The organism is Hymenobacter sp. 5317J-9, assembly GCF_022921075.1.
Classification (GTDB): Bacteria; Bacteroidota; Bacteroidia; order Cytophagales; family Hymenobacteraceae; genus Hymenobacter.
In genome coordinates this window covers 1,686,989-1,713,106 of record NZ_CP095050.1, presented here as the reverse complement: position 1 = coordinate 1,713,106, position 26,118 = coordinate 1,686,989, and the positions used below count along the sequence as shown (strand labels likewise).

At 58.3% G+C, this 26,118-nt stretch carries 22 protein-coding genes; 7 read left to right on the top strand and 15 right to left on the bottom strand.

Annotation, left to right across the window (positions count from 1 at the left end):
- Positions 1–10: 10 nt before the first annotated feature.
- The 15 genes from MUN81_RS07150 to MUN81_RS07080 form a co-directional block, all read right to left on the bottom strand.
- Complete coding sequence (locus tag MUN81_RS07150) at positions 11–580, bottom strand: DUF420 domain-containing protein (protein WP_245116313.1); 570 nt, start codon at positions 578–580, stop codon at positions 11–13.
- Positions 564–1,238, bottom strand: coding sequence for an SCO family protein (locus MUN81_RS07145; RefSeq protein ID WP_245116311.1), 675 nt, complete (start codon positions 1,236–1,238; stop codon positions 564–566). The genes MUN81_RS07150 and MUN81_RS07145 overlap by 17 nt, the downstream gene beginning before the upstream one ends.
- 3 nt (positions 1,239–1,241) lie before the next feature.
- The gene (locus MUN81_RS07140) at positions 1,242–1,586 is read right to left on the bottom strand and encodes a cytochrome C oxidase subunit IV family protein (protein WP_245116309.1); all 345 of its coding nucleotides are present in this window, start codon (positions 1,584–1,586) and stop codon (positions 1,242–1,244) included.
- 97 nt (positions 1,587–1,683) lie between these two features.
- Positions 1,684–2,457 (bottom strand): cytochrome c oxidase subunit 3, encoded by a 774-nt coding sequence (locus MUN81_RS07135; RefSeq protein WP_245116307.1) that lies wholly within the window; start codon positions 2,455–2,457, stop codon positions 1,684–1,686.
- Positions 2,458–2,479: 22 nt separating this feature from the next.
- The gene (locus MUN81_RS07130; RefSeq protein WP_245116305.1) at positions 2,480–3,070 is read right to left on the bottom strand and encodes a cytochrome c oxidase subunit 3; all 591 of its coding nucleotides are present in this window, start codon (positions 3,068–3,070) and stop codon (positions 2,480–2,482) included.
- A 79-nt stretch (positions 3,071–3,149) separates the two neighbouring features.
- Entirely contained in the window at positions 3,150–4,001 is an 852-nt protein-coding gene (cyoE, locus tag MUN81_RS07125) for a heme o synthase (RefSeq protein WP_245116303.1), read from the bottom strand.
- 70 nt (positions 4,002–4,071) lie between these two features.
- Entirely contained in the window at positions 4,072–5,220 is a 1,149-nt protein-coding gene (locus MUN81_RS07120) for a COX15/CtaA family protein (RefSeq protein WP_245116302.1), read from the bottom strand.
- Between the two features lie 84 nt (positions 5,221–5,304).
- Positions 5,305–7,188: a cbb3-type cytochrome c oxidase subunit I gene (locus MUN81_RS07115; protein WP_245116300.1), complete on the bottom strand. Its 1,884-nt coding sequence runs from the start codon at positions 7,186–7,188 to the stop codon at positions 5,305–5,307.
- 31 nt (positions 7,189–7,219) lie between these two features.
- Positions 7,220–8,293 carry a cytochrome c oxidase subunit II gene (locus MUN81_RS07110; RefSeq protein ID WP_245116298.1) on the bottom strand — a complete coding sequence of 358 codons (1,074 nt, stop codon included), beginning with the start codon at positions 8,291–8,293 and terminating at the stop codon, positions 7,220–7,222.
- 103 nt (positions 8,294–8,396) lie between these two features.
- Positions 8,397–9,731 carry a quinol:cytochrome C oxidoreductase gene (locus MUN81_RS07105; protein ID WP_245116296.1) on the bottom strand — a complete coding sequence of 445 codons (1,335 nt, stop codon included), beginning with the start codon at positions 9,729–9,731 and terminating at the stop codon, positions 8,397–8,399.
- Between the two features lie 5 nt (positions 9,732–9,736).
- Complete coding sequence (locus MUN81_RS07100; protein ID WP_245116294.1) at positions 9,737–10,498, bottom strand: cytochrome c; 762 nt, start codon at positions 10,496–10,498, stop codon at positions 9,737–9,739.
- Entirely contained in the window at positions 10,498–11,025 is a 528-nt protein-coding gene (locus MUN81_RS07095; RefSeq protein ID WP_190927520.1) for a DUF3341 domain-containing protein, read from the bottom strand. Before MUN81_RS07095 ends, MUN81_RS07100 begins: the two co-directional genes overlap by 1 nt.
- Positions 11,018–12,475, bottom strand: a complete 1,458-nt coding sequence (gene nrfD, locus MUN81_RS07090) for an NrfD/PsrC family molybdoenzyme membrane anchor subunit (RefSeq protein WP_223827775.1) — start codon at positions 12,473–12,475, stop codon at positions 11,018–11,020. Before nrfD ends, MUN81_RS07095 begins: the two co-directional genes overlap by 8 nt.
- A gap of 12 nt (positions 12,476–12,487) precedes the next feature.
- Positions 12,488–15,526, bottom strand: coding sequence for a TAT-variant-translocated molybdopterin oxidoreductase (locus tag MUN81_RS07085; protein WP_245116293.1), 3,039 nt, complete (start codon positions 15,524–15,526; stop codon positions 12,488–12,490).
- Positions 15,527–15,625: 99 nt separating this feature from the next.
- Entirely contained in the window at positions 15,626–16,975 is a 1,350-nt protein-coding gene (locus MUN81_RS07080; protein ID WP_245116291.1) for a cytochrome c3 family protein, read from the bottom strand.
- A 497-nt stretch (positions 16,976–17,472) separates the two neighbouring features.
- On the opposite strand from MUN81_RS07080, the gene rpsF reads away from it, so the two are divergent.
- From rpsF to priA, 7 genes are all read left to right on the top strand, one after another.
- Positions 17,473–17,850 carry a 30S ribosomal protein S6 gene (rpsF, locus tag MUN81_RS07075; protein ID WP_190927527.1) on the top strand — a complete coding sequence of 126 codons (378 nt, stop codon included), beginning with the start codon at positions 17,473–17,475 and terminating at the stop codon, positions 17,848–17,850.
- 12 nt (positions 17,851–17,862) lie between these two features.
- Positions 17,863–18,138: a 30S ribosomal protein S18 gene (gene rpsR, locus MUN81_RS07070; RefSeq protein WP_190927529.1), complete on the top strand. Its 276-nt coding sequence runs from the start codon at positions 17,863–17,865 to the stop codon at positions 18,136–18,138.
- 89 nt (positions 18,139–18,227) lie between these two features.
- On the top strand, positions 18,228–18,671 hold the full coding sequence (rplI, locus tag MUN81_RS07065) for a 50S ribosomal protein L9 (protein WP_190927531.1): 444 nt from the start codon (positions 18,228–18,230) through the stop codon (positions 18,669–18,671).
- A gap of 100 nt (positions 18,672–18,771) precedes the next feature.
- The gene (locus MUN81_RS07060; RefSeq protein WP_245116289.1) at positions 18,772–20,058 is read left to right on the top strand and encodes a GSCFA domain-containing protein; all 1,287 of its coding nucleotides are present in this window, start codon (positions 18,772–18,774) and stop codon (positions 20,056–20,058) included.
- Positions 20,052–21,326, top strand: a complete 1,275-nt coding sequence (locus MUN81_RS07055; protein WP_245116287.1) for a hypothetical protein — start codon at positions 20,052–20,054, stop codon at positions 21,324–21,326. Before MUN81_RS07060 ends, MUN81_RS07055 begins: the two co-directional genes overlap by 7 nt.
- A 72-nt stretch (positions 21,327–21,398) precedes the next feature.
- Entirely contained in the window at positions 21,399–23,492 is a 2,094-nt protein-coding gene (locus tag MUN81_RS07050; protein WP_245116285.1) for a thioredoxin domain-containing protein, read from the top strand.
- 57 nt (positions 23,493–23,549) lie between these two features.
- Positions 23,550–26,093, top strand: coding sequence for a primosomal protein N' (priA, locus tag MUN81_RS07045; RefSeq protein WP_245116283.1), 2,544 nt, complete (start codon positions 23,550–23,552; stop codon positions 26,091–26,093).
- Positions 26,094–26,118: the final 25 nt, after the last annotated feature.

The following is a 26,118-nucleotide window of genomic DNA, read 5'->3' as shown; positions in this document are numbered from 1 at the left end:
GCCCGTAAGCTTAGGTATAATACGGCGAAATCATGAAGTAAACGATAACGCCCGTTACTGACACGTACAGCCACACCGGAAAGGTCCAGCGGGCAATGCGCTTGTGCTTGGTGTACTGCCCCGTGAGGGCGAAGTAAAGGGTGAAGAGGACCAGTCCCACCGTCACCACGGCCAAGCTGATGTGGGTGAGCAGCAGAAAGAAATACACCAGCCGGATGGTGCCCACGCCGCCAAAGTGCGTGCTGGCCACCTGCGAGTGGTAGGCCACGTACGACAGCAGAAACACCGCCCCCAGCGCGAAGGCCGTGCCCATCATGGCGCGGTGCTTCAACACGTCATTTTGCCGGATGAAGTAGTATCCCGCCAACAGGCACAATGCCGTGAGCGAGTTGAGCACTGCATTCAAAGCCGGCAGAAACTTCACTTGCGCCCCGGGAATGCGAAAAGTGTCGGGGAAGTAATAGAGAATGGCCACCAGCAGCGGCACTACCGCTCCCAAAGTGCCCAGAATAATTTTGTAGCGGGTGTAGTCGCCAGGTTCCAGCACCGGGGGGTGCAATTGGTTAGTGGGGGTGCTCATAATCGTAAAGCTGCACGGTGATTTCCGTGAGTAATCGGTCAATTTCGCGCCCGTCAGTACCGTCGTAGATACCGCGCACGCGCCGCTGACTGTCAACCAGTAACAGCCGGCCGGCCGGGATGTTGGCCGTATACACCGCGCCGGGCAGGCGGTGCGGGTCCGAAGTCAGCCGGTACTCCCCGAAAGTCAGGTGCTTGAGGGTATCAGCCGGGCCGGTCAGAAAAAACCACTTGCCCGCAATGGTGCCGTATTGCTCGGCCAAGCGCGTGAGGGCTGCCGGGTTATCGGCCTTGGCATCCAGTACAAAGGTCACGAGGCGCACTCGCGGCTCGTGCCGAAACTTCTCTTGAACGCGGAGCAACTGCCGGGCCACGCGGGCACTGGCGGCATCGGAGTCGTAGAACTGCGCAATGTAGATGCCCTGGCCGAGTTCCTGGCTGCCCACCACGCGCCCCGTTGAAGCAGGAAGCCGGAACGGTGCCACCTGGTGGAAAACAGTATCGCGCCGCCACTTACCGCCAACCTGCGTGGAGTCCACACGGTCGGGCAGGTAAGTGGGCAGCGCGTAACGGTTGGTGCCGAAGCTGAACAGGAACAGAAAAGCCAGTACCGGCACCAATAGCAGCAGCCCCAGCAAAAGGGTTTGGCGGGGCCGCATCCGCTATTTGAACATGTTTTGCAACACTTCGCCGATGAACGAGCCCTCGGTAATCAGGGCCACCAGCAGCCATATCAGCAGCGCCACCGGAATCAGAATCGTCCAAATCAGGCCTTTGGTTTCGTGCTTCAGGTGCATGAATTCGGCCACAATGAAGAAAGCCTTCATGATGGTGAGCACGATGAATATGCTGTTGCGCAGGGTGCTCGGGTGCATCAGGAATACGAAGACGAACTCGATGGCGGTGATGCCCACCAGTACGAAGAAGGTCTTCCAAATCCAGCCGGTATTCGGTTTGGCGATTTCGCCGGGGGTGAGCGTGTGCTCAGTAGTTGCGTGGGAAGCCATTTCAGTAAATGAATAACAGAGTGAATGAGTAAGTCAGATGGCAACAAGCAATTGCGAATGGGACATTCGCTCAATTACTCATTTGCTCATTCACTGATTAAACGAGGTAGAAGAAGGTGAACACAAACACCCACACAAGGTCCACAAAGTGCCAGTAGAGGCCGATTTTCTCCACCATCTCGTAGTGGCCGCGCTTTTCAAACGTGCCGTTGGTAGTGGCGATGAAGCACCAAATCAGCAGGCAGACGCCCGAGAATACGTGGGTGCCGTGGAAGCCGGTGATGAAGAAGAACAGGTCGGCAAACAGTACCGGTCCGTATTGGTTCGTGGCCAGGTTGGCGCCGTGAAACACCGTGCCGTCGGCCATCATGGTGCCTTCGGGCGTGCCATGGATAAAGTGGCTCCACTCCCAGGCCTGGCTCAGCAGGAAGGTGCTACCGAACAGGATGGTCCACAGCAGCCACTTCTGAACATCAGCCTTGTCCATGCGGTGGCCAGCTTCTACGGCCAACACCATCGTCACGGAGCTGAAAATGAGAATCATCGTCATCAACGCCACGAAGCCCAGCGGCACGTTGGCGTGGCCCAGGCCCGGGAAGGCGTTGAACACGTGGTCCGGAATCGGCCACCACCGCGTGCTGAACACAAACTCTTTGGCTTCGCCGGTGAATACTTCGTGCTTATGGCGAATCATGCCATAAGTGGTGAGGAAAGCGGCGAAGGTGAATGCGTCAGAAAGCAGGAAGAACCACATCATCAGCTTGCCGTAGCTCGCCTTGAAAGGTTCGTTGCCGCCATCCCAGTTGCCGGTGCGCGGGGCGTCTTGGGTAGCGGGTGCAGTGGGCGACTGCAAAGTGGTCGATTGGGCCATAGCGGACAGCGTAAACGTCGTTTTAGTGGTTCAAAAGTAAGAACAAATACAGGTACAGCCAAAGTCCGCCCAGGAAGTGCCAGTACAAGGTAGCGTTGCCAATGGAGAGCATGGCGCGCGAATGCACTTGATAGTTAAGGGCTCGGCCAAGCACTACGGCCACAAAAACAAGCCCCGTAATCAGGTGAAAAGCGTGCACGCCCATGAGCACGTATACGAACGAACCCGAAGGATTGGCGTCGGCACCGCCAAAGTAGGTGTTGCCGGCCACCAAATCGCCGAAGCTCATGTACTGCCCTACCAGGAACGCCAGGCCCAGCGCCAGGGTGATGCCCAGGCCAGTTTTGAGGCGCCCGATTTCGTCTTTACGCGCTGAGGCATACGCCCATTGCATGCTGGCACTGCTCAGCGCGATGAGGATGGAATTGATGAGCAGCGACACCGGCAAGTCAAACTCGCGCCAGTTGCCTTCGTCGCGGCGCACAATGTAGCCGCTGGTAAAAGCCGCGAACATCATCACAATGCTGAAGATGAGCAAAATAAGCAGCACACGCTTGGGGTGCCAGCCTAGGCCTACTTCCTTGTCGGACAACAGTTCAGGTTGAGGATTCATGAGATAAATAATTAATTCGTTATTGGCTTTCCAAAGCAATAACTGCTTGCTTTCGATACCACCTTACAACAGCAAAATGCTAGATTTTGTCCAGCACCAAGGCAATTTGTACGATGGGTAGGTATAGGAATGAGGCAAACATGATGCGTAGCGCGGCCTTGCGCGACTGCGTGCGCATGAGTTGCACTGTGAGCAGCAAAAACAATACGCCGCACACCACGGCCACCAGCGCCGAGATGCGCCCCGAAATATTAAATTCCAATGGCAGCAAGCTGAGCGGAATCAGCAGCAGCGTGTAGGTCATGATTTGGAACGCCGTGCGCAGGTCGCGGTTGCCCGGCGAGGGCAGCATCTTAAAGCCCGCGCGCTTGTAGTCGTCGTCGGCCACCCAGGCGATGGCCCAGAAATGCGGAAACTGCCACATAAACTGAATGCCAAACAGCACCCACGCTTCCACGCCGATGTAGCCTGTAGCGGCTACCCAGCCGATAAGCGGCGGCAAACCGCCCGGAATGGCCCCCACGGCCACGCAAATTGGCGAAATCGTCTTGAGCGGCGTGTAGATGAACCCGTAGAGGATGAGCGAAAGCAGCGACAGCGCCGCCGTGAGCGGGTTGAAGCAATAGGCCAGCAGGCCCAGCCCGGCCACGCCCAGCAGCACGCAAAACACCCAGGCCTCAGCCGGCGTGAGGATGCCCAACGGCAGCGGGCGCTTGGCCGTGCGGGTCATGAGCTTGTCAAGTTCCCGCTCGTGAATCTGGTTGATGATGTTGGCAGAGCCCGTTACGAGCAGGCCACCAAGCATCACCAGCAGGGCCTGGCCCCAATTAAAATCGTGCGCGCCCAGCATGTACCCAATTGCACTGGAAAACGCCACCGTGAGCGAAAGCCGGAACTTGAGCAGCTGAAAATAGGCGCGGGCCTTAAGCATCAATACCTTTTCTAGTGATTCCGGTTCACGGGCATGCCAACTTCAGCTGCCTGCCAAACGGGCCACAAAGTTACGCAACAACCGGTCGGGCGGCATCCGATGGCGCAATAGTTTCTGGAGCTTTGCGCGCATGGGCCACCGCCAGCAGCGTCAGAAACTGCACGCCGAACAGCACCGTCGCCAAGGTGAGGTGCACCGGCTGCGCCGCAGCGGGCAGTGCAAACAAGGTCAGTACAAAACCCACAACTATTTCCAAACCAATCATGCCTAGTGTGGCCACCACTAGCCGCCGCAGCCGCGCCTGTCCAAGTTGCCACAGCTCAAACCCCACATACACATTCAGCAGCAGCACCGCCGCTGAAATCGTGCGGTGTAACGTAAATACACTGCCTAGTTGGCCTATCCAGGTTTCGCGGCCCACATAGCCAGCGGCGGCCGAAACCACGTCTACCTGCTCCCGCACCTGAGTGCCCAGCATAATTTGCCAGAAGGTGAGCAGCAACGCAACCCATAGCCATACCTGCAGCCCTAGACTTGGCACCGCAGCTACTTGCGGAGTAATGGTGGTAGCTGACTGCTCCCATTCCCAAGTTTCGCCCTGCCCTGCCTTGCCCGTGCGGGCTCGGTCTACGGCATATAGTAGTAGCGCCACAATCACCAGCGCCAGGGCCATGTGAATGGTTACCATCACCGGCAGCAAGTTAGTTGACACTACCAACGAACCCAGATAGCCCTGTACCCCTGTGAGAAGAAACGACGCTAAAGCCAGCCAGAAAATAGTGCGGTCACGCTTCCAATAAGGCAACGCAAACAAGACTGTAAGGAATACAAAGACCCCAATCAGCGCCCCCAGCAGACGGTTGACGTACTCAATCCACGTTTTCACTGCGTTGAAATCCGTCTCGATGTACTGTGTAGGATGCGCAAAGATGCTTCCTGCAACCTGCGAAAAACCTAAGCGCTGTAGGGTACGAGCCAGCTTCTGGTTTTTGGCAACTCGCTGAGCGGTGTAAATTTCTTTGTAGTTGGGCGGGAGCTGACTCACTTTAGTGGGTGGCACCCAGCTACCAAAGCACTTGGGCCAGTCGGGACAGCCCATTCCGCTGCCGGTGCTACGCACCACGCCGCCCACCAATATCAACAAATACACGGCCACCACCGTCAGCAACCCCACGAAGCGAAAGCGACGAACGGCAGGGCTTATCGACCAATTATTCATTACAACAGGATTGTCAAAAAGGGTGACAACAAAACGGGCCGCCGGTGAGGCGGCCCGCTTCGGGACTTTATTGATTTAACCAAACTACTCGGCCATTTCCTGCTCGTAGGGCAGGTTCGATGACGGCGTTTGCGAGTACGGCACGTTTTGAGGAATGAAATCCACTTCCGAGCCGGGCTTGCTGTAGTCGTAGGGCCAGCGGTACACGGCGGGGATTTCGCCGGGCCAGTTACCGTGGCCGGGCTCAACCGGCGTGGTCCATTCCAGCGTCGTCGAGTTCCAGGGGTTCTGGGTAGCACGACGGCCGCGGAAAATGCTGTAGAAGAAGTTGAAGATGAAGATGAACTGGCCGAGGAAGGCAATGATTGCCGCAATCGAGATAAACTTGTTCAGGTCAGCGAATTGCGAGAAGGCATCAAAACCAGTCCAGGCGTAGTAACGACGGGGGAAACCGGCGATGCCTACGTAGTGCATCGGCATGAACACCAGATACACACCAATGAAAGTCAACCAGAAGTGGATATAGCCCAGCTTCTCGTCCATCATGCGGCCAAACATCTTCGGGAACCAATGGTACACACCAGCAAACAGACCAAAGAAAGCCGAGCTACCCATTACTAAGTGGAAGTGAGCCACCACGAAGTAAGTGTTGTGCATCTGAATGTCGAGGGTAGCGTTACCGAGGATTATACCGGTCAAACCACCTGAGATGAACAGCGACACAAAGCCAATGGCGAACAGCATTGCAGCCGTGAAGCGAATGTTGCCGCGCCACAGCGTAGCGAGCCAGTTAAACACTTTCACGCCCGAGGGCACCGCAATAATCAGCGTAAGGAACATGAACACCGAACCGAGGAAGGGGTTCATGCCGGTTACGAACATGTGGTGAGCCCACACAACGAACGACAGCAGCGAAATACCAATCAGCGAGCCAATCATAGCGCGGTAGCCGAAGATGGGCTTACGGGCATTCGTAGCCAGAATTTCCGACACCATGCCCATAGCCGGCATGATTACGATGTACACCTCAGGGTGACCCAAGAACCAGAACAAGTGCTGGAACAACACGGGCGAACCGCCTTGGTTGCTGAGTGCCTGCCCGGCAATGTAGATATCCGACAGGAAGAACGAGGTACCGAACGAGCGGTCAAAAATCAGCAGCAACGCAGCCGAAAACAGCACCGGGAACGACAGGATGCCGAGAATAGCCGTCAGGAAGAAGGCCCAGATGGTGAGCGGCAGCTTGCTCATGCTCATGCCGCGGGTACGCAGGTTGATTACCGTCGTCACGTAGTTTACGCCACCCAGCAACTGCGACACGATGAACAACGCCATCGATACGAGCCACATGGTCATACCAGCACCCGAACCGGGAATAGCTTGCGGCAGGGCAGACAGCGGCGGGTAGATTGTCCAGCCAGCAGCAGCCGGGCCCGTCTCGATGAACAGCGACGAGAACATGACGATGCTCGACAGGAAGAAGAACCAGTACGAAAGCATGTTCATGAAACCCGAAGCCATGTCGCGGGCACCTACTTGCAGCGGAATCAGGAAGTTCGAAAACGTACCCGACAAGCCAGCCGTCAGCACGAAGAACACCATGATGGTACCGTGCATGGTCACCAGCGCGAGGTAGAACTCGGGGTTCAGCTTACCAGCCTGAATCCACTTGCCGAGGAAAGGCGTGAGCCACTCCATCGAGCCCTCGGGCCAGCCCAGCTGCAGACGGAACAAGCTGGAGAGTGTGCCCCCCAGAATGGCCCAAATCATGCCCGTAATCAGGAATTGCTTGGCAATTACCTTGTGGTCTTGGCTGAAAACATACTTCCACAGCCAGTGCTGGTCATGATGCTCATGGTGATGGTCATCGTGCAGCAAATGGTCGTCGTGCTCGGTAGCAGGAACCGGAGCAGTACCAATCCCACCTTGCGCTTCAACGCCGGGCGAAAGATTAGGCTTAGGTGTCATGTCTGACATAGCGGGATACCGTTAAATTGTATTAGTAAGAAGCAGCCAGAGGAGCGGGAGCCGTTTCGGCAGCTTCGGGCTGAGCAGCTACAGGAGCAACCAGCGTTTTGGCTTTCTGTTTGAAAGCAGCCATTACTTCCGGGTTTTTCTCAGAGAAAGACTGCTGAGCAGCGTACCAGTTTTGGTAGTCGTCCGGCTCGTCCACAATCAGCGTGGCTTTCATGGCGAAGTGGCTGCCGCCGCACACCTGGTTGCAAGCTAGTTCATAGTTGAACTTGGGGTTGCCCAGTTTGGCACGCATCTCGTCGGTTGACATCGTAGGCGTGAACCAGAAGCGAGTCGGCATGCCCGGCACAGCGTACATCTGCACGCGGAAATGCGGCATGTACACAGCGTGAAGCACGTCGCGTGAGCGAATCTTAATCAACACCGGTACGCCCTTGGGCACGTGAATCTCGTTGGTAGTGAAGTCATCAAGAGCAGATTTGTCACTAAGGTCAAAGCCCCATTCGTTCACGGCATCAATCAGACGGTAGTTCACTACACCCAGCTTCATGTCGCGGCCGGGGTAACGCACCAGCCAGTTAAACTGCTTGCCCATCACTTCTACCACCACCGAATTCTTGGGAGCGGGACCGGTAATACGGGTCCAGGCTTTCCAGCCGGCGAAGATGAGCGCAGCCATTACGATAGCCGGAATCACCGTCCAGATAACTTCAATTTTGTTGTTGTGAGCGAAGAAGTATGCCCGGCGGCCTTCCTTGTGCTGGTACTTATAAGAGTACACAAACAGGAGCGATTGGGTGATAGCGAAGGCAATGCCAATCACAATCATCGTAGTCCAGAACATGCGCTCCATCTGGTGGCCGTGCACCGAGGCGATGGGCGGGTTCATCTTGTTGAAGTTCTCAGCAAACGAGTAGGCGAACCATGCACCACCCACAACCAAGAATACCAGCATCAAAATAGCATTAACGCTATTGCTCATGCCAATGTCACGGGTGAACGTGCCCGAGAAGATAGAAGTCAGAATCTGCAAGCGAAACAGCAGGCCGAACACGACCAACAGCAACACCAACACCAGCAAAATGGTAAGAGCAGTCATTTTTTAGATATTAGAGTCGAGAGCTTAGAGCTTAGAACCCGGCCAAATCTCAAACAAGAGTCGTCTGAGTTCTGAGTTCCAAACCCTCAGTTCTAAAAAAAAATTAAGTAGTGTGGTGAATGCTTTCGTCCAGGAAGGGGTGGTTGACCGGCACGAGCGAAGCCGAAGCCAGGCGACGCGTGAACAGAATCAGGAAAGCACCCAGGAAAATGGCGGCGATGCCAATCTCAATCAAGAACCCGCTTTCAGCCTTCAAAGTTGCCGGCATGAACATCAAATAAAAGTCCGACCAGTGGCCCGCCAGGATGGCGATGCAGACAATCTTCATGATAATCATCTGGCGCTTGGCGTCGCGCGTCATCAAACCCAAGAAGGGGAAGACGAAGTTGATGAGGAGGTTGAAATAGAAGATGCCGGTGTAATGGCCCTCGAAACCGCCGAGGCGCTGATTGTAGTACACCGCTTCTTCGGGCAGGTTGGCGTACCAAATCAGCATGAACTGGGCAAACCACACGTAGGTCCAGAAAATACTGAAACCGAACATCAGCTTGCCCAAGTCGTGCAAGTGGTTAGAAGTCAGAGCACGCAGGTAACCAGCTTGCTTTAGGAAAATGGCCGTGAGGGCAATGGCAGCAATGCCTGATACCCACCACGAAGCGAAGACGTACCAGCCGAACATGGTGCTGAACCAGTGCGTGTCAACCGACATCACCCAGTCCCAAGCCGACATCGAAGAAGTCACCGCATACAGCACAAGGAACAGCGCAGAAGCGTTGATGCTCTTGTGGAACCACACCGTACCGCCCAGTTGGTCTTCGGCCAGCGACAGCTGCCGCAGCTTATAGCTGAAGAAAGCCCAGATAGCGAGGTAAACGATGGTGCGAATGAGGTAGAACGGCAGGTTGAGGAAACCGCTCTTGCCCGCGATGATGGCGTCATAGTTGGGGTTGCCCTTCTCCATGATGCCTTCGTGCGTCCAGTGGAAAATGTCGTGGCGGCCAATGAGGAATACCACCAACATAATTACTGCACCGGGGATAATCCAAGCGCTGAGAGCTTCCGAGATGCGCTTCACCATAACCGACCACCCAGCGTAAGCCACGTAGTTGATGGCCATAAACACGGTTCCGATGGTGGAAACGCCAAGGAAAAACACGTTGCTATGCCACAGGCTAACAATGATGCGCTTCACCAACGTAGAGCTGCCTTCATGTTCCAACGAAGCACCGGCACCGTGGCCAGCTGAGGCCCCGAGGTGACCAGCAGCTTCGCCAGCAGCGGCGTGCTCTGCAGCGCCCCAGCCCATAACTTGAGCCAGAATGCCAAGAATCAACACCACCACACCGGCGACGATGATGGTAATAAAAGTCTTACGGGCGCCATCCGTTACAACGAGCTGTTCAGCCGTGGCGCTTTCTTGATGCGTCAGAGTTGCCATAGTTATTAGTTGCCGGGGGTGTGGGTGACGCCGGAACCGTTGGGCGAAACGGCACCGCCTTGGCCGGGAGTATCGGAAGCCTTACCGGCTTGCGCCTGCCCTACCGGGCCTTGGTTGGCGCGGTCGGTCATTTCAGTCGAGTCGTTGGCAGTGCTGGTGGGGCCTTTGGCAACCAGCTTGCTCAAGGCATCCGGACCTTCGCCGCGCTGCAGCACGCGCACATACATGGCGATTTTCCAACGCTCTTCGGGGTTCACAATCGAGCCGTGCGGCATCATGCGGTTGCGGCCCCATTGGATGACGTGGTAGATGTGGCCATCGTTCATCGTCTTGTAAGCACCGGCCGAATAATTCGGCACGCCCTTGAACTTGAGGCCTACTGGTCCCTGGCCATCGCCTTGCTCGCCGTGGCAGTGCGAGCAAATGCGGGTGTAGAGAACCTTACCTTCTTCCAGATTGGCTTTGGTGTAAGAGAAGGGGTTGCGAAGACGACGCTCAGCAACGCCCACGCTGTCCTTCGGAATGTGGTCGAAGTAGCTCAGCTTGCCGCGCGGAATGGTGCCGTTGGCCGGCGTCCGCTCGTTGATACCAAACGAGTTGACCGTGTTGAAGTTGGTTTGCTTCAGGGGTTCGTACGGGATGGATTCGTACATCTCCGGTGCGTATTCCACACCAGGGTCGTCGGCCCGATTAGAACAGGCCGAGGCCAATCCCAGGGACAGCAGCAGCGCCGAAACGCGCAGGCTCAGGTTCAGCGGATGCGTCATTAGTTTTTGCTCATTTCTTTTTGGTTGACTTCCGATGCGCCGTTGTCGCGCAGCAGCTGGGTCAGCCGAGAAAACTGCGAACCGGTTTCATCCAGCTCGATGGCCATTACGAATTTGTCGTCGGTGGCCCGCACGTCCATCACGTGGGTTTTGAAGCGCGGGTACAAGCCGGTGATGGTGAAGAAGGTCAACGCCATGCCGTGGCAGGTGAAGAATACCGTCAATTCGAAAGCTACCGGGATGAAAGCAGGCAGCGAGATGTGAGGCTTGCCGCCGATAATCATCGGCCAGTCGAACCCCAGCATGTAAATCTGCATCCACAGCGCAAACGACAGACCCGTGAGGCCGAAGAAGAATGCGGCAATGGGCAAACGCGACCGTTCAATGCCGAGGGCATCGTCGATGCCGTGCACGGGATAGGGCGAGAATACGTCGTAGATTTTTACGCCGGCCGCGCGCACGTTTTCAACGGCGTGCAGTAGCACATCTTCGTCTTCGAAGATACCGAGGGCGAATTGCTTAGTCATGCTTGGTATAAGTTACGGGAGCCGACGCCGGTACTCCGTGAGTAGCAGGGTGAACGGGGGCGTGGTGCACGGCTTTCGACGGGTTGTAAGTCGGGCCGTTGTCCACGGTGTACTTCAGGATGGTTTTCACTTCGGCCATATTAATCACGGGGAAGAACTTGGCGAAGAGCAGGAACAGGGTGAAGAACAAGCCCAGCGTGCCCAAGTACAGGCCGATGTCGATAATCGAGGGCGAGAACATGGCCCAGCTCGACGGCAAGTAGTCGCGGTGCAGCGAGGTCACGATGATTACGAAGCGCTCGAACCACATACCAATGTTCACGATGATGGAGAGCACGAAGGTCAGCGGAATGCTGTAGCGCACGCGGCGCAGCCACACCAGTTGGGGCGTAATCACGTTGCAGGTCATCATCGAAGCGTAGGCCCACCAGTAAGGACCGGTAGCGCGGTTGATGAAGGCGTACTGTTCAAACTCCACCTGCGAATACCAAGCGATGAAGAACTCGGTGATGTAAGCCACACCCACGATGGAGCCGGTTACCATCATGATTTTGTTCATCAGCGCGATGTGCTCCAGCGTGATGTAGTCTTCGAGGCGGAACACCACGCGGGTAATCAGCATCAGCGTGAGTACCATGGCGAAGCCCGAGAAGATAGCACCAGCCACGAAGTAGGGCGGGAAGATGGTGGTGTGCCAGCCCGGTACCACCGAGGTAGCAAAGTCCATCGATACAATGGTGTGTACCGAAAGTACCAGCGGGGTCGAAACGCCGGCCAGAATCAGCGAAACCGTTTCGTAGCGCGACCAAGCCTTGGCCGAACCTTTCCAGCCGAAGCTCAGCATCGAATAGCTGAAGCGGGCGATGGGGCCCTTGGCACGGTCACGAATCGAAGCGAAGTCGGGAATTAGGCCGATGTACCAGAACACCAGCGACACGGTGAAGTAGGTCGAGATGGCGAACACGTCCCAGAGCAGCGGCGAGTTGAAGTTGGCCCACAGCGAACCCAGCGTGTTTTGCAGCGGGAACACATAAAAAGCCAGCCACGGACGGCCCATGTGCAACACTGGGAACATGGCGGCACAGATTACGGCGAAGATGGTCATGGCTTCGGCGGCGCGGTTGATGGAGCTCCGCCACTTCTGACGGAACAGCAGCAACACGGCCGAAATCAGGGTGCCGGCGTGGCCGATGCCCACCCACCACACGAAGTTGGTGATGTCCCAGGCCCAGTTGATGGTTTTGTTCAGGCCCCACTCCCCGATGCCGTACCATACGGTGCGGTATACGGAGTAGAAGAACACCCCCAGGAAGAACAGCGCCACGCTCAGGGCAGCCATCCAACGCAGGTTGGGCTTGGCTTCTACCTGATAGCAGATGTCTTGCGTGACGTCGTGTAACGTCTTACCGCCGGTTACGAGCGGCTCGCGTAAGGCTGATACGTGCTGCATAGTGGTATGATATTAAGCGTTTTCTTTGCCGAAGAACTCCGATTCGGCGTTGCGAATCTTCGTCAGATAAGTCACGTTCGGCTGCACGTTGATGGAGTCGAGCGAGTGGAAGGCGCGCTCGCCGTCTTCGCGGCGGAGCAGCTGGCTGATACGGCTGTTGGGGTCGCGCATGTCACCGAATACGATGGCTTCGGTGGGGCACGACTGGGCGCAGGCCGAAACAATTTCGCCGTCTACCGGACGACGCTTTTGCTTCTTGGCTTCGAGCTTACCGAGCTGGATGCGCTGCACGCAGAACGTGCACTTCTCCATTACACCGCGGGCACGTACGGTTACGTCCGGGTTCAGCACCATGCGGCCGAGGTCGGTGAACATGTGGCCGTTCACGGTTTCGAACTTCTCATTGGAGTAGTACGAGAACCAGTTGAAGCGACGCACTTTGTAGGGACAGTTGTTGGCGCAGTAGCGCGTGCCGATGCAACGGTTGTAGGTCATCTGGTTGAGACCTTCCGAGCTGTGCGTGGTGGCCAGTACCGGGCATACCGTTTCGCAGGGCGCGTGGTTGCACTGCTGGCACATCATCGGCTGGAAGATTACCTGCGGGTTTTCCGAGGGGTCTTCCATTGCGGCGTAAGTTGAAACCTTGCCTTTTTCTTCAAAGTCGGATTTGTGCGCCGCCGAGCTGTAGTAGCGGTCGATGCGCATCCAGTGCATTTCGCGGCGGTTGATTACCTGCTGCTTGCCCACCACGGCAATGTTGTTCTCGGTCTGGCAGCCAATTACGCACGCGCCGCAGCCAATGCACGAGTTGAGGTCCACGGCCATGCCCCAGTGGTGGTTGTTGTACTGGTAGTCCTGCCACAGCGAAACCTTGCTGGGCTTCTCCAAGCCGTCGGGCGTGGCAATCTTTTCGTACTCGGTTACCTCTTTGGGGTTTTTGATGTAGTTCGCCAGCGAATTCTCCTGCACCACCGGCTTGCGGTCCATCAGGGTGTGGTGCGTCTGGGTTTGCGCGATGGGCGAAGTGGCATCCGTTTTGGTCAGCGTCACCACATTGTGGTACATCATGCCGTTGGCGGAAGTCATGGCCAAGGGAGCCGCATTGGCGCCTACTTGGTCACCAGCTTTGCCGGCCAGCGTGCGGCCGTAGCCCAGCGCAATGCTCACGGTACCGTTGGTCTGGCCGGGCTGCACCAGTACGGGCAATTCCACGCTGTAGCCGTTGGCGGTTACTTTCACCACATCGCCCTGCTCCCATTTGTTGTCCACAGCCATTTTGCGCGGGATGGCCACATAGTTGCCCCAGGTTGCTTTCGAAACCGGGTCGGGCAGTTCCTGCAGGAAAGGGTTGTTGGCCTCACAGCCGCCGGCACCGATACCTACTTTTTCGTAAAGCGCCAGTTCAACGGCGTTGCTGCCGGGCTTGGGCGCATTGTTAATTTGGCTGATGGCAGCAGCCGGGCTGAGGGCAGCATTCATCATGGCCGGGGCAGCCGGCAGAGCGGTGCCCGTAGCCACACCATCATGCACTACCTTGTCCCAAGCCGCATCGTTCGGCGTGAGGGCACGCCAAGTGGCGCGCAGGTATTTGTAGTAAGTCGTGTTGTTGCCGGCCCAGTGCAGCAAGCTCTCCTGCGCCTGACGGGTAGCAAACAGCGGGGTGATAACCGGCTGCGACAGACTCAGCGAGCCGCGCTTGGGCTCGAAGTCGTTCCACGACTCCAGCCAGTGGTGGTCGGGAGCGGCGTACTGGCAGAGGATGCCGGTTTCGTCGAGGCGGTCATTGAGCGAAATGGTCAGCGGCACCTTGGCAATGCCCGACTTCACTTTGGCGCCCAGCGGGTGGTTGAACACGGGGTTGGCGTTGTAGAAAATGACTGCACCAACGCTGCCGCTGTTCATGTCATTCACCAAGGCGGCCATACGAGCATCGTCGCCTTGACGCAGATTGCTCGATGCCGTCAGGTCAACCGTAGTGCCGAGGTTACCCAGCGCCTGGTTGATAGCTGCTACCAGCGTCTGCACGGCCGGGTCGTTCGAACCCGACACTACGAGGCTGGCCCCACGAGCGGCTTTCAGGTCGTTGGCAGCCTGCGTCAGCTTAGCATTTTTGTACGAAGCGTCGCCGCCACCCACAATCTCGTTGTACAGAGCCACTGCCACAGCACCCATTTCCGACGGCTTCACCGGCACGCGAACGTCGGCGTTAGAGCCGGTCAGCGACATGGCGGTTTCGAACTGGTAGTGGCGCGACATGCTGCGCTTGTCGCTGCTCACTTTGCGGTTGCGCACGTACTGACGAGCGTATTCAACCGGCGAAATCCAGGTGCCGAGGAAATCGGCGCCGAGGCTTACAATTACGTTAGCGCGGCCGAAGTCGTAGCCGGGCACCACGCCGTTGTTGGCTTGCAGCAGGCCCGTCACCGATTGCGCGTCGTACATGACGTGCGTGGTGTTGGGGTAGCGCGAGGCAAACTCGGCAATGGCCCGCTTGGTGCTGGGGCTGATGATGGTGGGCGATACGATGGCGATGCGGCCGGTGGTGCCGGCCAGTTTGCCGCGCACTTCGCGGTCGAGCGCGGCCATTTCAACCTGCTCGTGGGCATTGCCCCTCTTGATGGCGAAATGCTGCAGACGGCCACCGTCGTAGAGGCTCAGCACCGCAGCTTGGGCGCGGGCCGACAAGCCCCCGCGGGTGATGGGCGACTCGGGGTTACCTTCCAGCTTAATCGGACGGCCTTCGCGCGATTTCACGAGTACCGCGTTGTAGTCGGCGCCTGTGAAATAGGTCGAAGCGTAGAAGTTGGAGATGGTCGGGTCAATCTCCTCGGGCTTGTTCAGGTAGGGAATGGCTTTGCGGACGGGCGTCTCGCACGATGCCAAGGTGGCGGCGGCCACCCCAAAACCCATTAGTTTGAGGAAATCGCGGCGGGGAGCCGACGTAGCGTCTTTGCTCTCGTGGCTCTCCTTCACGGGCATGAATTCGGCGAAAGCCGATTGCATGAACTCCGGAGTGCTTTCTAGTTCCTCAATTCCTTTCCAGTACTTCATTTGGGAGGGTAATCAGTAATTCAGTATTGGGTAGTCAGTAGTCAAACACGAGTAGTCTCAATACTGACTACCCAGTATCGACTACCGAAAATCAGCTTATTAGTAGTGGCACTTTGAGCACTCAGTGCCGCCGTTCGACGACACGGTGAAGGGAGCACCGGCGTTCTTGGTGTCGTGCAGCTTCACAAGGTTGTCGTAGTACTTGTTGTCCTTCGAGTTGATGGGCATCTCGCGGTGGCAGTTGATGCACCAGCCCATGGTGAGGGCCGAATACTGGTACACCACTTCCATGTTCTGGATGGGACCGTGGCAGGTCTGGCACTGCAGGCCAGCCACCTGCGTGTGCTGCGAGTGGTTGAAGTAAGCCAGGTCGGGCAGGTTGTGCACGCGCACCCACTGAATGGGCTGCTTGCGCTCGATGGCGCGGTAGATTTTCTTGATTTCAGGAGACTCCGTCTTAATCTGCGAGTGGCAGTTCATGCAGATGTTGGCCGAAGGAATGTTGGCAGACTTAGCCTTGTATACCGAGGTATGGCAGTAGGCGCAGTTAATCTGGTGTTCGCCAGCGTGCAGCTTGTGCGAGAAAGCAATGGGCTGCGTGGGCTGGTAGCCTTGGGTCAGGCCCACGGCCATCACACTTTGTACCCCTTCATAAAGTAAAACCAGGGCGAAAACCGTCCCCACAATGCCACGCATTACGGGCGAGCGGTAAAACTTGCCCCAATCGAAGCGCTGCTCCAGGATTTCGATGTCGCGGCCGTCGAGGTCCTTGCGGCCACGCAGCACATCTTTCATCAGGTTGCCAATGATAACCAGCGTTACCACCAGCACAATCAATACTACTACGAGTACGATGAGCAGGATATCAACGTATTTACCAGCACCTTCGGCAGCGCCAGCAGCGGCATCCGTTTTGCCATCGGCAGCAGCGGCGTTGCCAGCCGTGGGGCCACCAACTACAGCCGTAGCTTTACCTTCTTCCGAAGTGACGTAGGCCACGATAGAAGTGATTTCCTTGTCCGACAGCGCGAACGAAGGCATCTGCTGCTTGTTAAACTTGTTGAAGAGGGCTACCGCGTATTCATCGCCGCTGGCCACCACCTTGCTCGAGTTCTTAACCCACGGAATCAGCCAAGAAATGGGCCGGCGCTTGGTAATGCCTGCCAGCGCGGGACCTACCACTTGCTCGTTCACGGCGTGGCACTGGGCGCAGTTGCCTTTGAACAGCGCATCACCGGCGGCAATAGCGGCGGCGTCGCCACCAGCAGGAGCTGCGGCCGGGGCCGTAGCGGTGGCCGCCGTAGCACCGGCGGTTGCGCCGGGAGCTACGCCATTGGTTTTCACATCGGCCGCTGCGCTTGCTTGGGCCACCGCCTGTTGGGCACCGGCAAACGTGAGCAGTAGTGCCAGCAACAGTTGAGGTAAAGAACGAAGTCGATTGCTATTCATAAGGAAATAGACGGTAAAACGAAACGCTAGGGGCATTTCAAGGCCACAAATGTAGGTCAGGAATCGTAGGCGGCAAAAAGCGGAATGCAATTTCTGACAGGCTGCGGCCGTTCGTATTGGCCCATTTATATGCTGTGCTCTTCGGCTTGGGCAATGTTTGCGGGGGTGACCTACAGTAACGGTGCTATTCTTAGTCCCTCATTCATAGGCGCCCATCGACTGAGAATTGACTGTTATAGCAACCCTCGCCGCGGTCAATTTGTTGGGCCAGACTCCGGTCTTTGGGCGTGCAATTTGTGACGGGCTTCGTGCCGGTTCCTCTCTCCTTCCGTGGCCGGCCACTGCCGGTGTTGAAACGCCTGTTTTCTCGGTAGACTCAGTTGCGGCCCATACCTTAATATGTACGATGACGACGCCACGCTTGGCAATGTGCCGGGAAGTCAGTACCTTTGCGCCCCAATCAAATTTTTTCACCCCCAAATTTTCACCCCGTCGTAATGGAAGTAAGAAATTACGAGACGGTCTTCATCGTAACTCCCGTGTTGAACGAGAGCCAGGTGCAAGAGACGGTCGAGAAGTTCACCCAGGTGCTTAAGGAAAATAGCGCCGCCATTGTATCCACCGAAGCCTGGGGCCTGCGCAAGCTGGCGTACCCGATTCAAAAGAAGTCGACCGGCTACTACTTCTGCCTGTCGTACACGGGCGAAGGCAACATCGTTGACGTGCTGGAACTCGCGTTCCGTCGCGACGAGCGCATCATCCGGTTCCTGACCACGGTGCTCGACAAGCACGCGGTGGAGTACAACAACCGCCGCCGCAACGGCGAAATGAACCAGCAGAAGGCTGCGAAAGAAACCGAAGCCGTAGCCCAATAATCTAGCAACGACATGGCATCTCCCGCATTCAACCGCAACAACGACCGCGCGGCCAACAACAAACCGCAGGACAACCGCAAGAAGTACTGCCGCTTCAAGAAGAACGGCATCAAGTACGTGGACTACAAAGACCCGAACTTCCTGCTGAAGTTCGTGAACGAGCAGGGCCGCGTGCTGCCCCGTCGCCTCACCGGCACCAGCCTGAAGTTTCAGCGCAAAGTGACCCAGGCCATCGCTAAGGCCCGTCACCTCGCTCTGATGCCGTACGTAGCCGACGCTCTGAAATAGACCTTAGACATGAGACGTTAGGCATCAGACTCAAGTAAGCTCCGGCTTTTCTTGGTTCTTATGTCTTGTGTCTTGCCTCTTTTCAAATCATGGAAATTATCCTCAAAGACGACGTTAAGGGCCTCGGGTACAAGAACGACATCGTGACCGTGAAATCGGGCTACGGTCGCAACTTCTTGCTGCCGCAGGGCTTGGCCATTCTGGCCGACAAGACCAACAAGAAAATCACGGCCGAGAACGTGCGTCAAGCCGCTCACAAAGCCGACAAAATCAAAGGCGACGCCCAGGCCATTGCCGACCAGATTGGCGAAACCGTGCTGGAAATCCCCGCCAAGGTGGGCGAGAGCGGCAAAATCTTCGGCCGCGTAACCACCCTGCAATTGGCCGACGCGCTGAAAGCCAAAGGTGTGGACGTGGACCGCAAGCGTTTGTCGTTCGACCAGGAGCCTTCGGCTGCCGGCGACTACACCGCTACCGCCAACCTACATAAGGAAGTGAAGCACACGGTGAAATTCCGCGTGGTAGCTGAGTAGTTTCGGCTGCGTAACTTGTTAGAAAAGCCCTGCCTGCTGGCGGGGCTTTTTTTATTCCGGCAACCGGGGGCGAACCGGCTAACGGCCTATTTTTGCTGTAATGTTTAGAACTGAACTACCCATCGCCCCGGCCACGGACCAGCTTTCGCGCACGGCGCGGGTCCTGACCATGGGCTCCTGCTTTGCCGACAGCATCGGCTCGCGCCTGCTGGCCAATAAGGTGGAGGCACTGGCAAACCCCTTCGGCACGGTGTTTCAGCCCTTGGCGCTGGCCAAACTGCTGCGTGCCGCGGCGGGCGAAGACGTAGACTGGCAGCAGCATGTGGTGGAAGCCCGCGGGCGCTGGCAGAGCTACGACCTGCACGGCAGCGTGGGGGCCGACTCGCCGGTGGAACTCCTGCAGCACATTCAGGAGTTGGTGCGCCGCACGGGCGAGTTTCTGCGCTCGACCGACGTGGTGCTGCTCACGCTGGGCACTGCCTGGGCCTACCGCCTGCGCGAAACGGGCGAGCTGGTGAATAACTGCCACAAGCAGTCCGCCGACCTGTTTGTGCGCGAACTGCTGACGCCCGACGACATCATCAACGGCTTGGCTGAGACGCACGCATATCTGCGGCGCATCAACCCAAAGCTGCGCTTTGTGCTGACGGTGAGCCCAGTCCGGCATCTGAAAGACACACTGCCGCTGAATGCCGTGAGCAAATCGGTGCTGCGGGTGGCAACGCACATTGTGAGCGACTTGCTGCCGGGCGTGGCGTATTTCCCGGCCTATGAGCTGCTGTTGGACGACCTGCGCGACTACCGCTTTTATGCGGCCGACATGCTGCACCCCTCGGAAGTGGCCGAGGATTACATCTGGGAGAAGTTTACACGGACGTATTTCGACGCTGAGTTCGGACGCTTCCGCAAGGAATGGGCCTCGGTGCGGCAGGCCCTTGGCCACCGGCCGCTGCATGCGGCGGCGCCGGAGCACCGGCAATTTCTGGAAACCACGCTGCAGAAGCTGGAGCAGCTGAGCCTGCGCCGGGTGGAAGTGAGCGCGGAGCTGCAAACCGTGCGTACGCAGCTAGCGGCCCTGCCAGAGCCGCGCCAACCGGAGCCCGTGGCTGAGGTGGAAGACGACGAAGAGCGGATTGATATCGGAGAAGGCTCGGTGGTTTCGTCCATAGCGCGTCCCGTTGACACGACCCCTGTAGTAGCGGACGCTGCAGCCGAAGCGTTGTCGGCTGCGCAGGGTGATGGCCGGCCGCCGCGCTTGTCACCGGAGGAGTTTCGCTCGCAGCGCAACCACTCGGGACGGCAGGAGCGCGGCCGCCGCGATGGCCGTGGCAAAGGCCAGATGTCCCCCCCAGCGAAACGGAGCAATACCAGGCATCTGCTGTGCTAACGCCGTTTGTGGAGGATAGTATGCCCGCAACGGAAGCCGACGTACCGGCAGCAATGCCAGCACAGGAATCCGCAGCGGCTTTTGCCGAAGAATCCGTTGAAATGACGGGCCAGGAGTTGGCAAAGAAGAAAAAGCGGCGTTCGCGGGGCGGCGCCAAGCGCACGGCTCGCAAGAATGCGCTTCGGCTGGCGGCTGAGTTGGGCCAGGAAAATGGGCCCGCAGCTGCGGCAGAGGATGTGGCTGGAGACTCGGCGGTGTCGGAAGTACCGGTAGCGGCTCCGAAATCGAGCGTTATCACCAAATCGGTGCCCGTGAAGCGGGGCGGCCGACGCGACGAGGGCGGGCGCGTACCCCGGGTGCCGCTTTTTGTAGCTGCCCCGGCGGCAAATACTGTTTTGCCAATGGAAGCGTCGGCGCAGGTAGATGCTGAATTGTCGGCATTGCCAGTGGCAAGTGAGGTAAGCCTGCCGACGGTGCCCGATGGAGCGACGGAAGCACAGCCGGAAAACATCCCGGTGCGCGCTTCGCGCAACAGTCGCAATCGCAAGAAGAAAAAGGCCGCACAGCAAGCAGCAGAAGCCGCACAACCCGGGACCACGCCCAATGCAGTGGAAGTTACCCCGACGCTGATAGTTGAAGCTCCGGCTGCTACTGAGAGCCCGCGGCCTGCCGAAACTTCGGTAACCCAGGCGCCGTTGGCCATTGCCGCGCTGCCGGTTGAGGCCCCCGCAGCCGTGGCGCAAACCGTGGTTCCGGCGCAGGAAAGCGCTCCCACCCCGCGCCGCCCCAGCCGCTCCAAGGCACGCGTGCTCAGTGGGGCGCGGGCCGAGAAGCCGGCCGTAGACACGCCGGTGGTGCCCGTGCCCGACGCTACCCAGGTGCGCACGCAGGTGGCCGCCGGGCGCATGACCGGCTCGGCCGCCTCGCTGTTGGAGCCGACTGCTAAGCCAGCCAAGGCCAAGCCAAGTCGTGGGGCCACGCCCAAAGCTGTGGCAGCTGATACCCAAGCAGAAACGCCGAAACCGGCGAAGAAGGCGACTGCCAGCCGCAGTAAAGCACCAAAAGCAGTGGCAGAGCCCACTGCCGCTCCGCCAGCGCCAGCCGCAGCAGAAGTGGCACCTGTGCCGCCCAAAGCAAAAGCTACCCGCCCGAAGGCCGCACCCAAGCCTGCGCCGGTCGCAACGCCTGCAACTGACGCAGCACTACCAGCGCCCAAGCCAAAGGCCGTGAAGCCCAAGGCACCGAAGAAGCCCGCGAAACCGGCTTAATCCATCTCCAGACCCGGCCTTTGCGCCGGGTTTGGCGTTTTACTACCGTTGCCTTCCCCCTCCCCTTTCGCCATGGCCCAAGCTTCTTCGACCAATCGCCTTGCTCAGGAAACCAGCCCTTACCTGCAGCAGCACGCCCATAATCCCGTGGACTGGTTTCCGTGGGGACCAGAGGCACTGGGCCGGGCCAAAGCGGAGCAGAAACCCATTCTGGTGAGCATTGGCTACGCGGCCTGCCATTGGTGCCACGTGATGGAGCGCGAGTCGTTTGAAGACGCGGCGGTGGCGGCGGTGATGAACCAACACTTCGTTTGCATCAAGGTTGACCGAGAGGAGCGGCCCGATGTGGACCAAGTGTATATGGAAGCGCTGCACGCCATGGGCCTGCAGGGCGGCTGGCCGCTGAACGTGTTTCTGACCTCGGAGGCCAAGCCGTTTTATGGCGGCACGTATTTTCCGAAGGGCAACTGGGTGAAGCTGCTCGAAAACATCGGCCAGGCCTATGCCGGCGAGCACCGCGCCGAGCTGGAGCAGTCGGCTGAACGGTTTATGGAAGTGATTGCGAAAAGCGAGCTGGCGAAATACGGCGCGCAGAATTTCAATGCCGCACAGGAAGCCGACTACTCGGCGCTGCAAGCCATCGGCGTGGCACCGGAAACCGGCCCGGCCGGTGTGTCAGACGACGAGTTTAAGCTATTGGTGTACAACCTTGCCGCCAAATTTGACCGGGCGCGGGGCGGAATGAACCGGGCACCCAAGTTTCCGATGCCCAGCATCTGGCGGTTTCTGCTGCGGGCCTATGCCATCAGCGGCAACCCGGCGGTGCTGGACCAGACGGTGCTCACGCTGCGCGAAATGGCCTGGGGTGGCATCTACGACCAGGTGCACGGTGGTTTTGCGCGTTACTCGGTAGATGCGGAATGGCTGGCCCCGCACTTTGAGAAGATGCTGTACGACAATGGGCAGTTGGTGAGCTTGTACAGCGAAGCCTACCAGCTGACGCAGGACGAGCTTTTTCGGGAAGTGGTGTACGATACCGTCGAGTTTATTCGGCTGGAGCTGACCAACGCCGAGGGAGGCTTTTATTCTTCGCTCGATGCTGACAGCGAAGGGGAGGAAGGCCGGTTTTACGTTTTCACCAAAGAAGAACTGCAGGAAATTCTGGGCGATGAGGAGCCGCTTTTCTCGGCTTACTACAACTGCACGGCGCTGGGCAACTGGGAGCATGGCCGCAACATCCTGCACCGGCGGCAGCGCGACGAAGACTTTGCCGCCGAGCACCAGCTGGCGCCCGGCGTGGTGCCGGAGCTGGTGGCGGGCTGGAAGCAGAAAATCATGGCCGTGCGGGCAACGCGCGTGCGCCCCGGTCTCGACGACAAAATTCTCACCGGCTGGAACGCCCTGATGCTGCAAGGCCTCACCGACGCCTACCGGGCTTTCGGTGAGCCCGAGTTTCTGGTAGTGGCCGAGCGCAATGCGCAGTTTATCCAGAAAAACCTGCGCAACGGGGCGGGTTTGTTCCGAACCTGCAAAAACGGCCGGGCCAGCATCAGCGGCTTTCTGGAAGACTACGCGCAGGTCATCCAGGCCTATATCAGCCTCTACGAAGTCACCTTCACGGAAAGCTGGCTGCGCGAGGCCCAAGCCCTCACGGAGTACGTGCTGGCCAACTTCTGCGACCCCACCGAAACCCAGTTCTTCTACACCGACGCCACGGCCGAAGCCCTCATTGCCCGCAAAAAGGAACTGATGGACAACGTCATCCCCAGCTCCAACTCCGTGATGGCGCACAACCTGCACCGCCTGGGCCGCCACCTCGAACACGCGCGCTACGCCGACTTGGCTGTGGCCATGCTGGCCCAGGTGCGCCACCTGGTGGTGAAGGAAGCTCAACACCTCAGCAACTGGGCGGCGCTGTACGCGGCGCTGCTGCGGCCGGGCGCCGAAGTGGCCATCATCGGCCCGGAGGCGGAGGTTTTTCGCGAAGAACTTAGCCGCCGCTTTTTGTTTGATACCGTGTTGGCCGGCACCGAAACCCGCTCGCAACTGCCGCTGCTCAAGCTGCTGAAACCCGGCGCGGAATGCCAAACGGCCATTCACGTGTGCCGCAATCGGGCCTGTTTAGCCCCGGTATATAGCGTTGCTGAGGCCTTGAAAGTCCTGTAGTGGCGCGGCGCTACGGCCCTGTTATCTTTACTATCCGCCCCTAGTTTATCCACTGTTTTGAATCTCGCGCTTGATTTTATTTCACCCGCAGCCGTGCCCTCGGCCGACCGGGTGACGCTGTTTGCCGACGTTATTTTGCCCCTGCCCCTGCCCCGGCTCTACACCTACCGGGTGCCGTATGAGCTGAACGACAACGTGGTGATTGGCGGGCGCGTCATCGTGCAGTTCGGGGCCAAAAAGACCCTCAGCTGCATCGTGGCGGCCGTGCACGAGAACGCGCCCAAGGAATACCAGGCCAAGTACATCCTCGAGTTCATCGACGACGCGCCGGTGGTCACGCAGCCGCAGCTCAAGCTTTTCCGCTGGATGGCCGACTACTACATGTGCACCATCGGCGAGGTGATAAATGCGGCCCTACCCTCGGCGCTGAAGCTGAGCTCGGAGTCGCGCATTCAGCTGCACCCCGGCTTTTCGCAGGAGGAAAACGAGTACCCGCTGTCGGCGCAGGAAGAACTGATTGTGGACGCGCTGGGCAACGTGGAAGACGGCAAAGCCCTCACCTTTACGGAAGTAGGTGACCTGCTGGGCGTCACGTCCTTCCATAAGGTCATCAAGTCCTTGATGAATAAGGACGTGATTTTCCTCTTCGAGCACACGGCCGACAAGTACGCGCCCAAGGTGGTGAAGAAGGTGCGGCTGGCGCACCACTTCGTTTCGGAGGCGTCGATTGAGATGCTGTTCAACAACCTCAGCAGCAAGCCCAAGCAGCTCGATGTGCTGATGAAGTACCTGCAGCGCGTGCCCGTGTACCAGAACGAGCACGCCAACCACAAAGGCATCGAGAAAGCCGCCCTCACCAGCAGCCCGCACCTCTCGGCCTCGGCCGTGAACACGCTCATCAAAAACGGCGTGCTGGAGCAGTTCGACGTGATTGTGAGCCGCTTTCCGCTGGAGGATGAGCCTACGGCCAAGCTGCATTTCGAGCTGACCGAGGCCCAGACCACGGCCCGCGACGAAATCATGGCGCACTTCGGCGAAAAGGAAATTGCACTGCTGCACGGCGTGACCGGCGCCGGCAAGACCGAAATATACATCGACCTCATTCGCAAGGCCTTGGAAAGCGGCGGCCAAGTGCTGTACCTGCTGCCCGAAATTGCTCTCACGGCCCAGATTGTGGGGCGCTTGCTGCGCGTGTTCGGCTCGCGGCTGGGCGTGTACCACTCCAAATTCTCGGATAATGAGCGGGTGGAAGTGTGGAACGGCGTGCTCTCGGGCCGCTTCCAGGTGGTGGTGGGCGTGCGCTCGGCGGTGTTTCTGCCGTTTGATAACCTCTCGCTCATTATCGTGGACGAGGAGCACGAGTCCTCCTACAAGCAGTACGAGCCCGCCCCGCGCTACAACGCCCGCGAAGTGGCCCTGATGATGGCCAACTTCCAGGGGGCCAAAACGCTGCTGGGCTCGGCCACTCCAGCCGTAGAAACCTACTACCAGGCCAAGCAGGGCCGCTACGGGCTGGTGAGCCTCACCAAGCGCTTTGGCGAGGCTGGCATGCCGGATATTGAACTGGTGGACACGCGCAAGGCCCGCGAGCACAAAACCATGCACAACCACTTCACGGCCGATTTGCTGGGCGAAATCGAGCGCAAGCTGGGCGCCCAGGAGCAGGTGATTTTATTCCAGAACCGCCGCGGCTACGCGCCCGTGGTGGCCTGCCAGGACTGCGGCTGGATACCCAAGTGCACCAACTGCGCCGTGAGCCTGAGCTACCACAAGCACAGCCACGAGCTGCGCTGCCACTACTGCGGCTACCACGACTCCATGGTGAGTAAGTGCCCCGCCTGCGGCTCCCGGGCCGTGAAAACCCAGGGCTTCGGCACCGAGAAGATTGAGGACGACCTCAAAATCATGCTGCCCCAGGCCAACATCCAGCGGATGGACCTGGACACGACGCGCGCCAAAAACAGCTATCAGCAAATCATCGCCGACTTCGAGAAGCAGAACACCAACGTGCTGGTAGGCACCCAGATGGTGACCAAGGGCCTCGATTTTGCTAACGTGAGCCTCGTGGGCATCATCAACGCCGACAGCATCATTCACTACCCCGATTTCCGGGCCCACGAGCGGGCTTACCAGATGTTTGTGCAGGTGAGCGGCCGGGCCGGACGCAAAGGCAAGAAGGGCAAGGTCATCATCCAGACGGCCGACCCCACGCAGGTGATTTTCGACAAAGTCATCCGCAACGACTACATCGAGTTTTATAACTACGAAATCGTGCAGCGGCACGAGCACGGCTACCCGCCCTTCATGCGCGTCATCAAAATGACGGTGAAGCACATCGACCAGGGCGTGGGCGAGGCGGCCGCCATCCTGCTCACCCAGGAGCTGGTGGACCGGCTGGGCCGAGCGGCGGTGCTGGGGCCGGAAGCGCCCTATATTTTCCGCATTCGCAATTTCTATCTGCAGGAAATCACCATTAAGCTCGACCGCGCCCACACGGCCTTAAAATGGGCCAAAGAGCAGATTCACGCGGCCATGGACGTGGTGCGCGACCACAAGGAGTTCAAGCAGGCCCGTCTGGTGGCTGACGTGGACCCGATGTAGTCTAAAAACAACCAAACAAAAAGCC

Excerpts from the sequence above, each read along its gene's own strand:
- MUN81_RS07150 (WP_245116313.1), bottom strand. The coding sequence starts at position 580 with ATGAGCACCCCCACTAACCAATTGCACCCCCCGGTGCTGGAACCTGGC.
- MUN81_RS07145 (WP_245116311.1), bottom strand. The coding sequence starts at position 1,238 with ATGCGGCCCCGCCAAACCCTTTTGCTGGGGCTGCTGCTATTGGTGCCG.
- MUN81_RS07140 (WP_245116309.1), bottom strand. The coding sequence starts at position 1,586 with ATGGCTTCCCACGCAACTACTGAGCACACGCTCACCCCCGGCGAAATC.
- MUN81_RS07135 (WP_245116307.1), bottom strand. The coding sequence starts at position 2,457 with ATGGCCCAATCGACCACTTTGCAGTCGCCCACTGCACCCGCTACCCAA.
- MUN81_RS07130 (WP_245116305.1), bottom strand. The coding sequence starts at position 3,070 with ATGAATCCTCAACCTGAACTGTTGTCCGACAAGGAAGTAGGCCTAGGC.
- cyoE (WP_245116303.1), bottom strand. The coding sequence starts at position 4,001 with ATGCTTAAGGCCCGCGCCTATTTTCAGCTGCTCAAGTTCCGGCTTTCG.
- MUN81_RS07120 (WP_245116302.1), bottom strand. The coding sequence starts at position 5,220 with ATGAATAATTGGTCGATAAGCCCTGCCGTTCGTCGCTTTCGCTTCGTG.
- MUN81_RS07115 (WP_245116300.1), bottom strand. The coding sequence starts at position 7,188 with ATGACACCTAAGCCTAATCTTTCGCCCGGCGTTGAAGCGCAAGGTGGG.
- MUN81_RS07110 (WP_245116298.1), bottom strand. The coding sequence starts at position 8,293 with ATGACTGCTCTTACCATTTTGCTGGTGTTGGTGTTGCTGTTGGTCGTG.
- MUN81_RS07105 (WP_245116296.1), bottom strand. The coding sequence starts at position 9,731 with ATGGCAACTCTGACGCATCAAGAAAGCGCCACGGCTGAACAGCTCGTT.
- MUN81_RS07100 (WP_245116294.1), bottom strand. The coding sequence starts at position 10,498 with ATGACGCATCCGCTGAACCTGAGCCTGCGCGTTTCGGCGCTGCTGCTG.
- MUN81_RS07095 (WP_190927520.1), bottom strand. The coding sequence starts at position 11,025 with ATGACTAAGCAATTCGCCCTCGGTATCTTCGAAGACGAAGATGTGCTA.
- nrfD (WP_223827775.1), bottom strand. The coding sequence starts at position 12,475 with ATGCAGCACGTATCAGCCTTACGCGAGCCGCTCGTAACCGGCGGTAAG.
- MUN81_RS07085 (WP_245116293.1), bottom strand. The coding sequence starts at position 15,526 with ATGAAGTACTGGAAAGGAATTGAGGAACTAGAAAGCACTCCGGAGTTC.
- MUN81_RS07080 (WP_245116291.1), bottom strand. The coding sequence starts at position 16,975 with ATGAATAGCAATCGACTTCGTTCTTTACCTCAACTGTTGCTGGCACTA.
- rpsF (WP_190927527.1), top strand. The coding sequence starts at position 17,473 with ATGGAAGTAAGAAATTACGAGACGGTCTTCATCGTAACTCCCGTGTTG.
- rpsR (WP_190927529.1), top strand. The coding sequence starts at position 17,863 with ATGGCATCTCCCGCATTCAACCGCAACAACGACCGCGCGGCCAACAAC.
- rplI (WP_190927531.1), top strand. The coding sequence starts at position 18,228 with ATGGAAATTATCCTCAAAGACGACGTTAAGGGCCTCGGGTACAAGAAC.
- MUN81_RS07060 (WP_245116289.1), top strand. The coding sequence starts at position 18,772 with ATGTTTAGAACTGAACTACCCATCGCCCCGGCCACGGACCAGCTTTCG.
- MUN81_RS07050 (WP_245116285.1), top strand. The coding sequence starts at position 21,399 with ATGGCCCAAGCTTCTTCGACCAATCGCCTTGCTCAGGAAACCAGCCCT.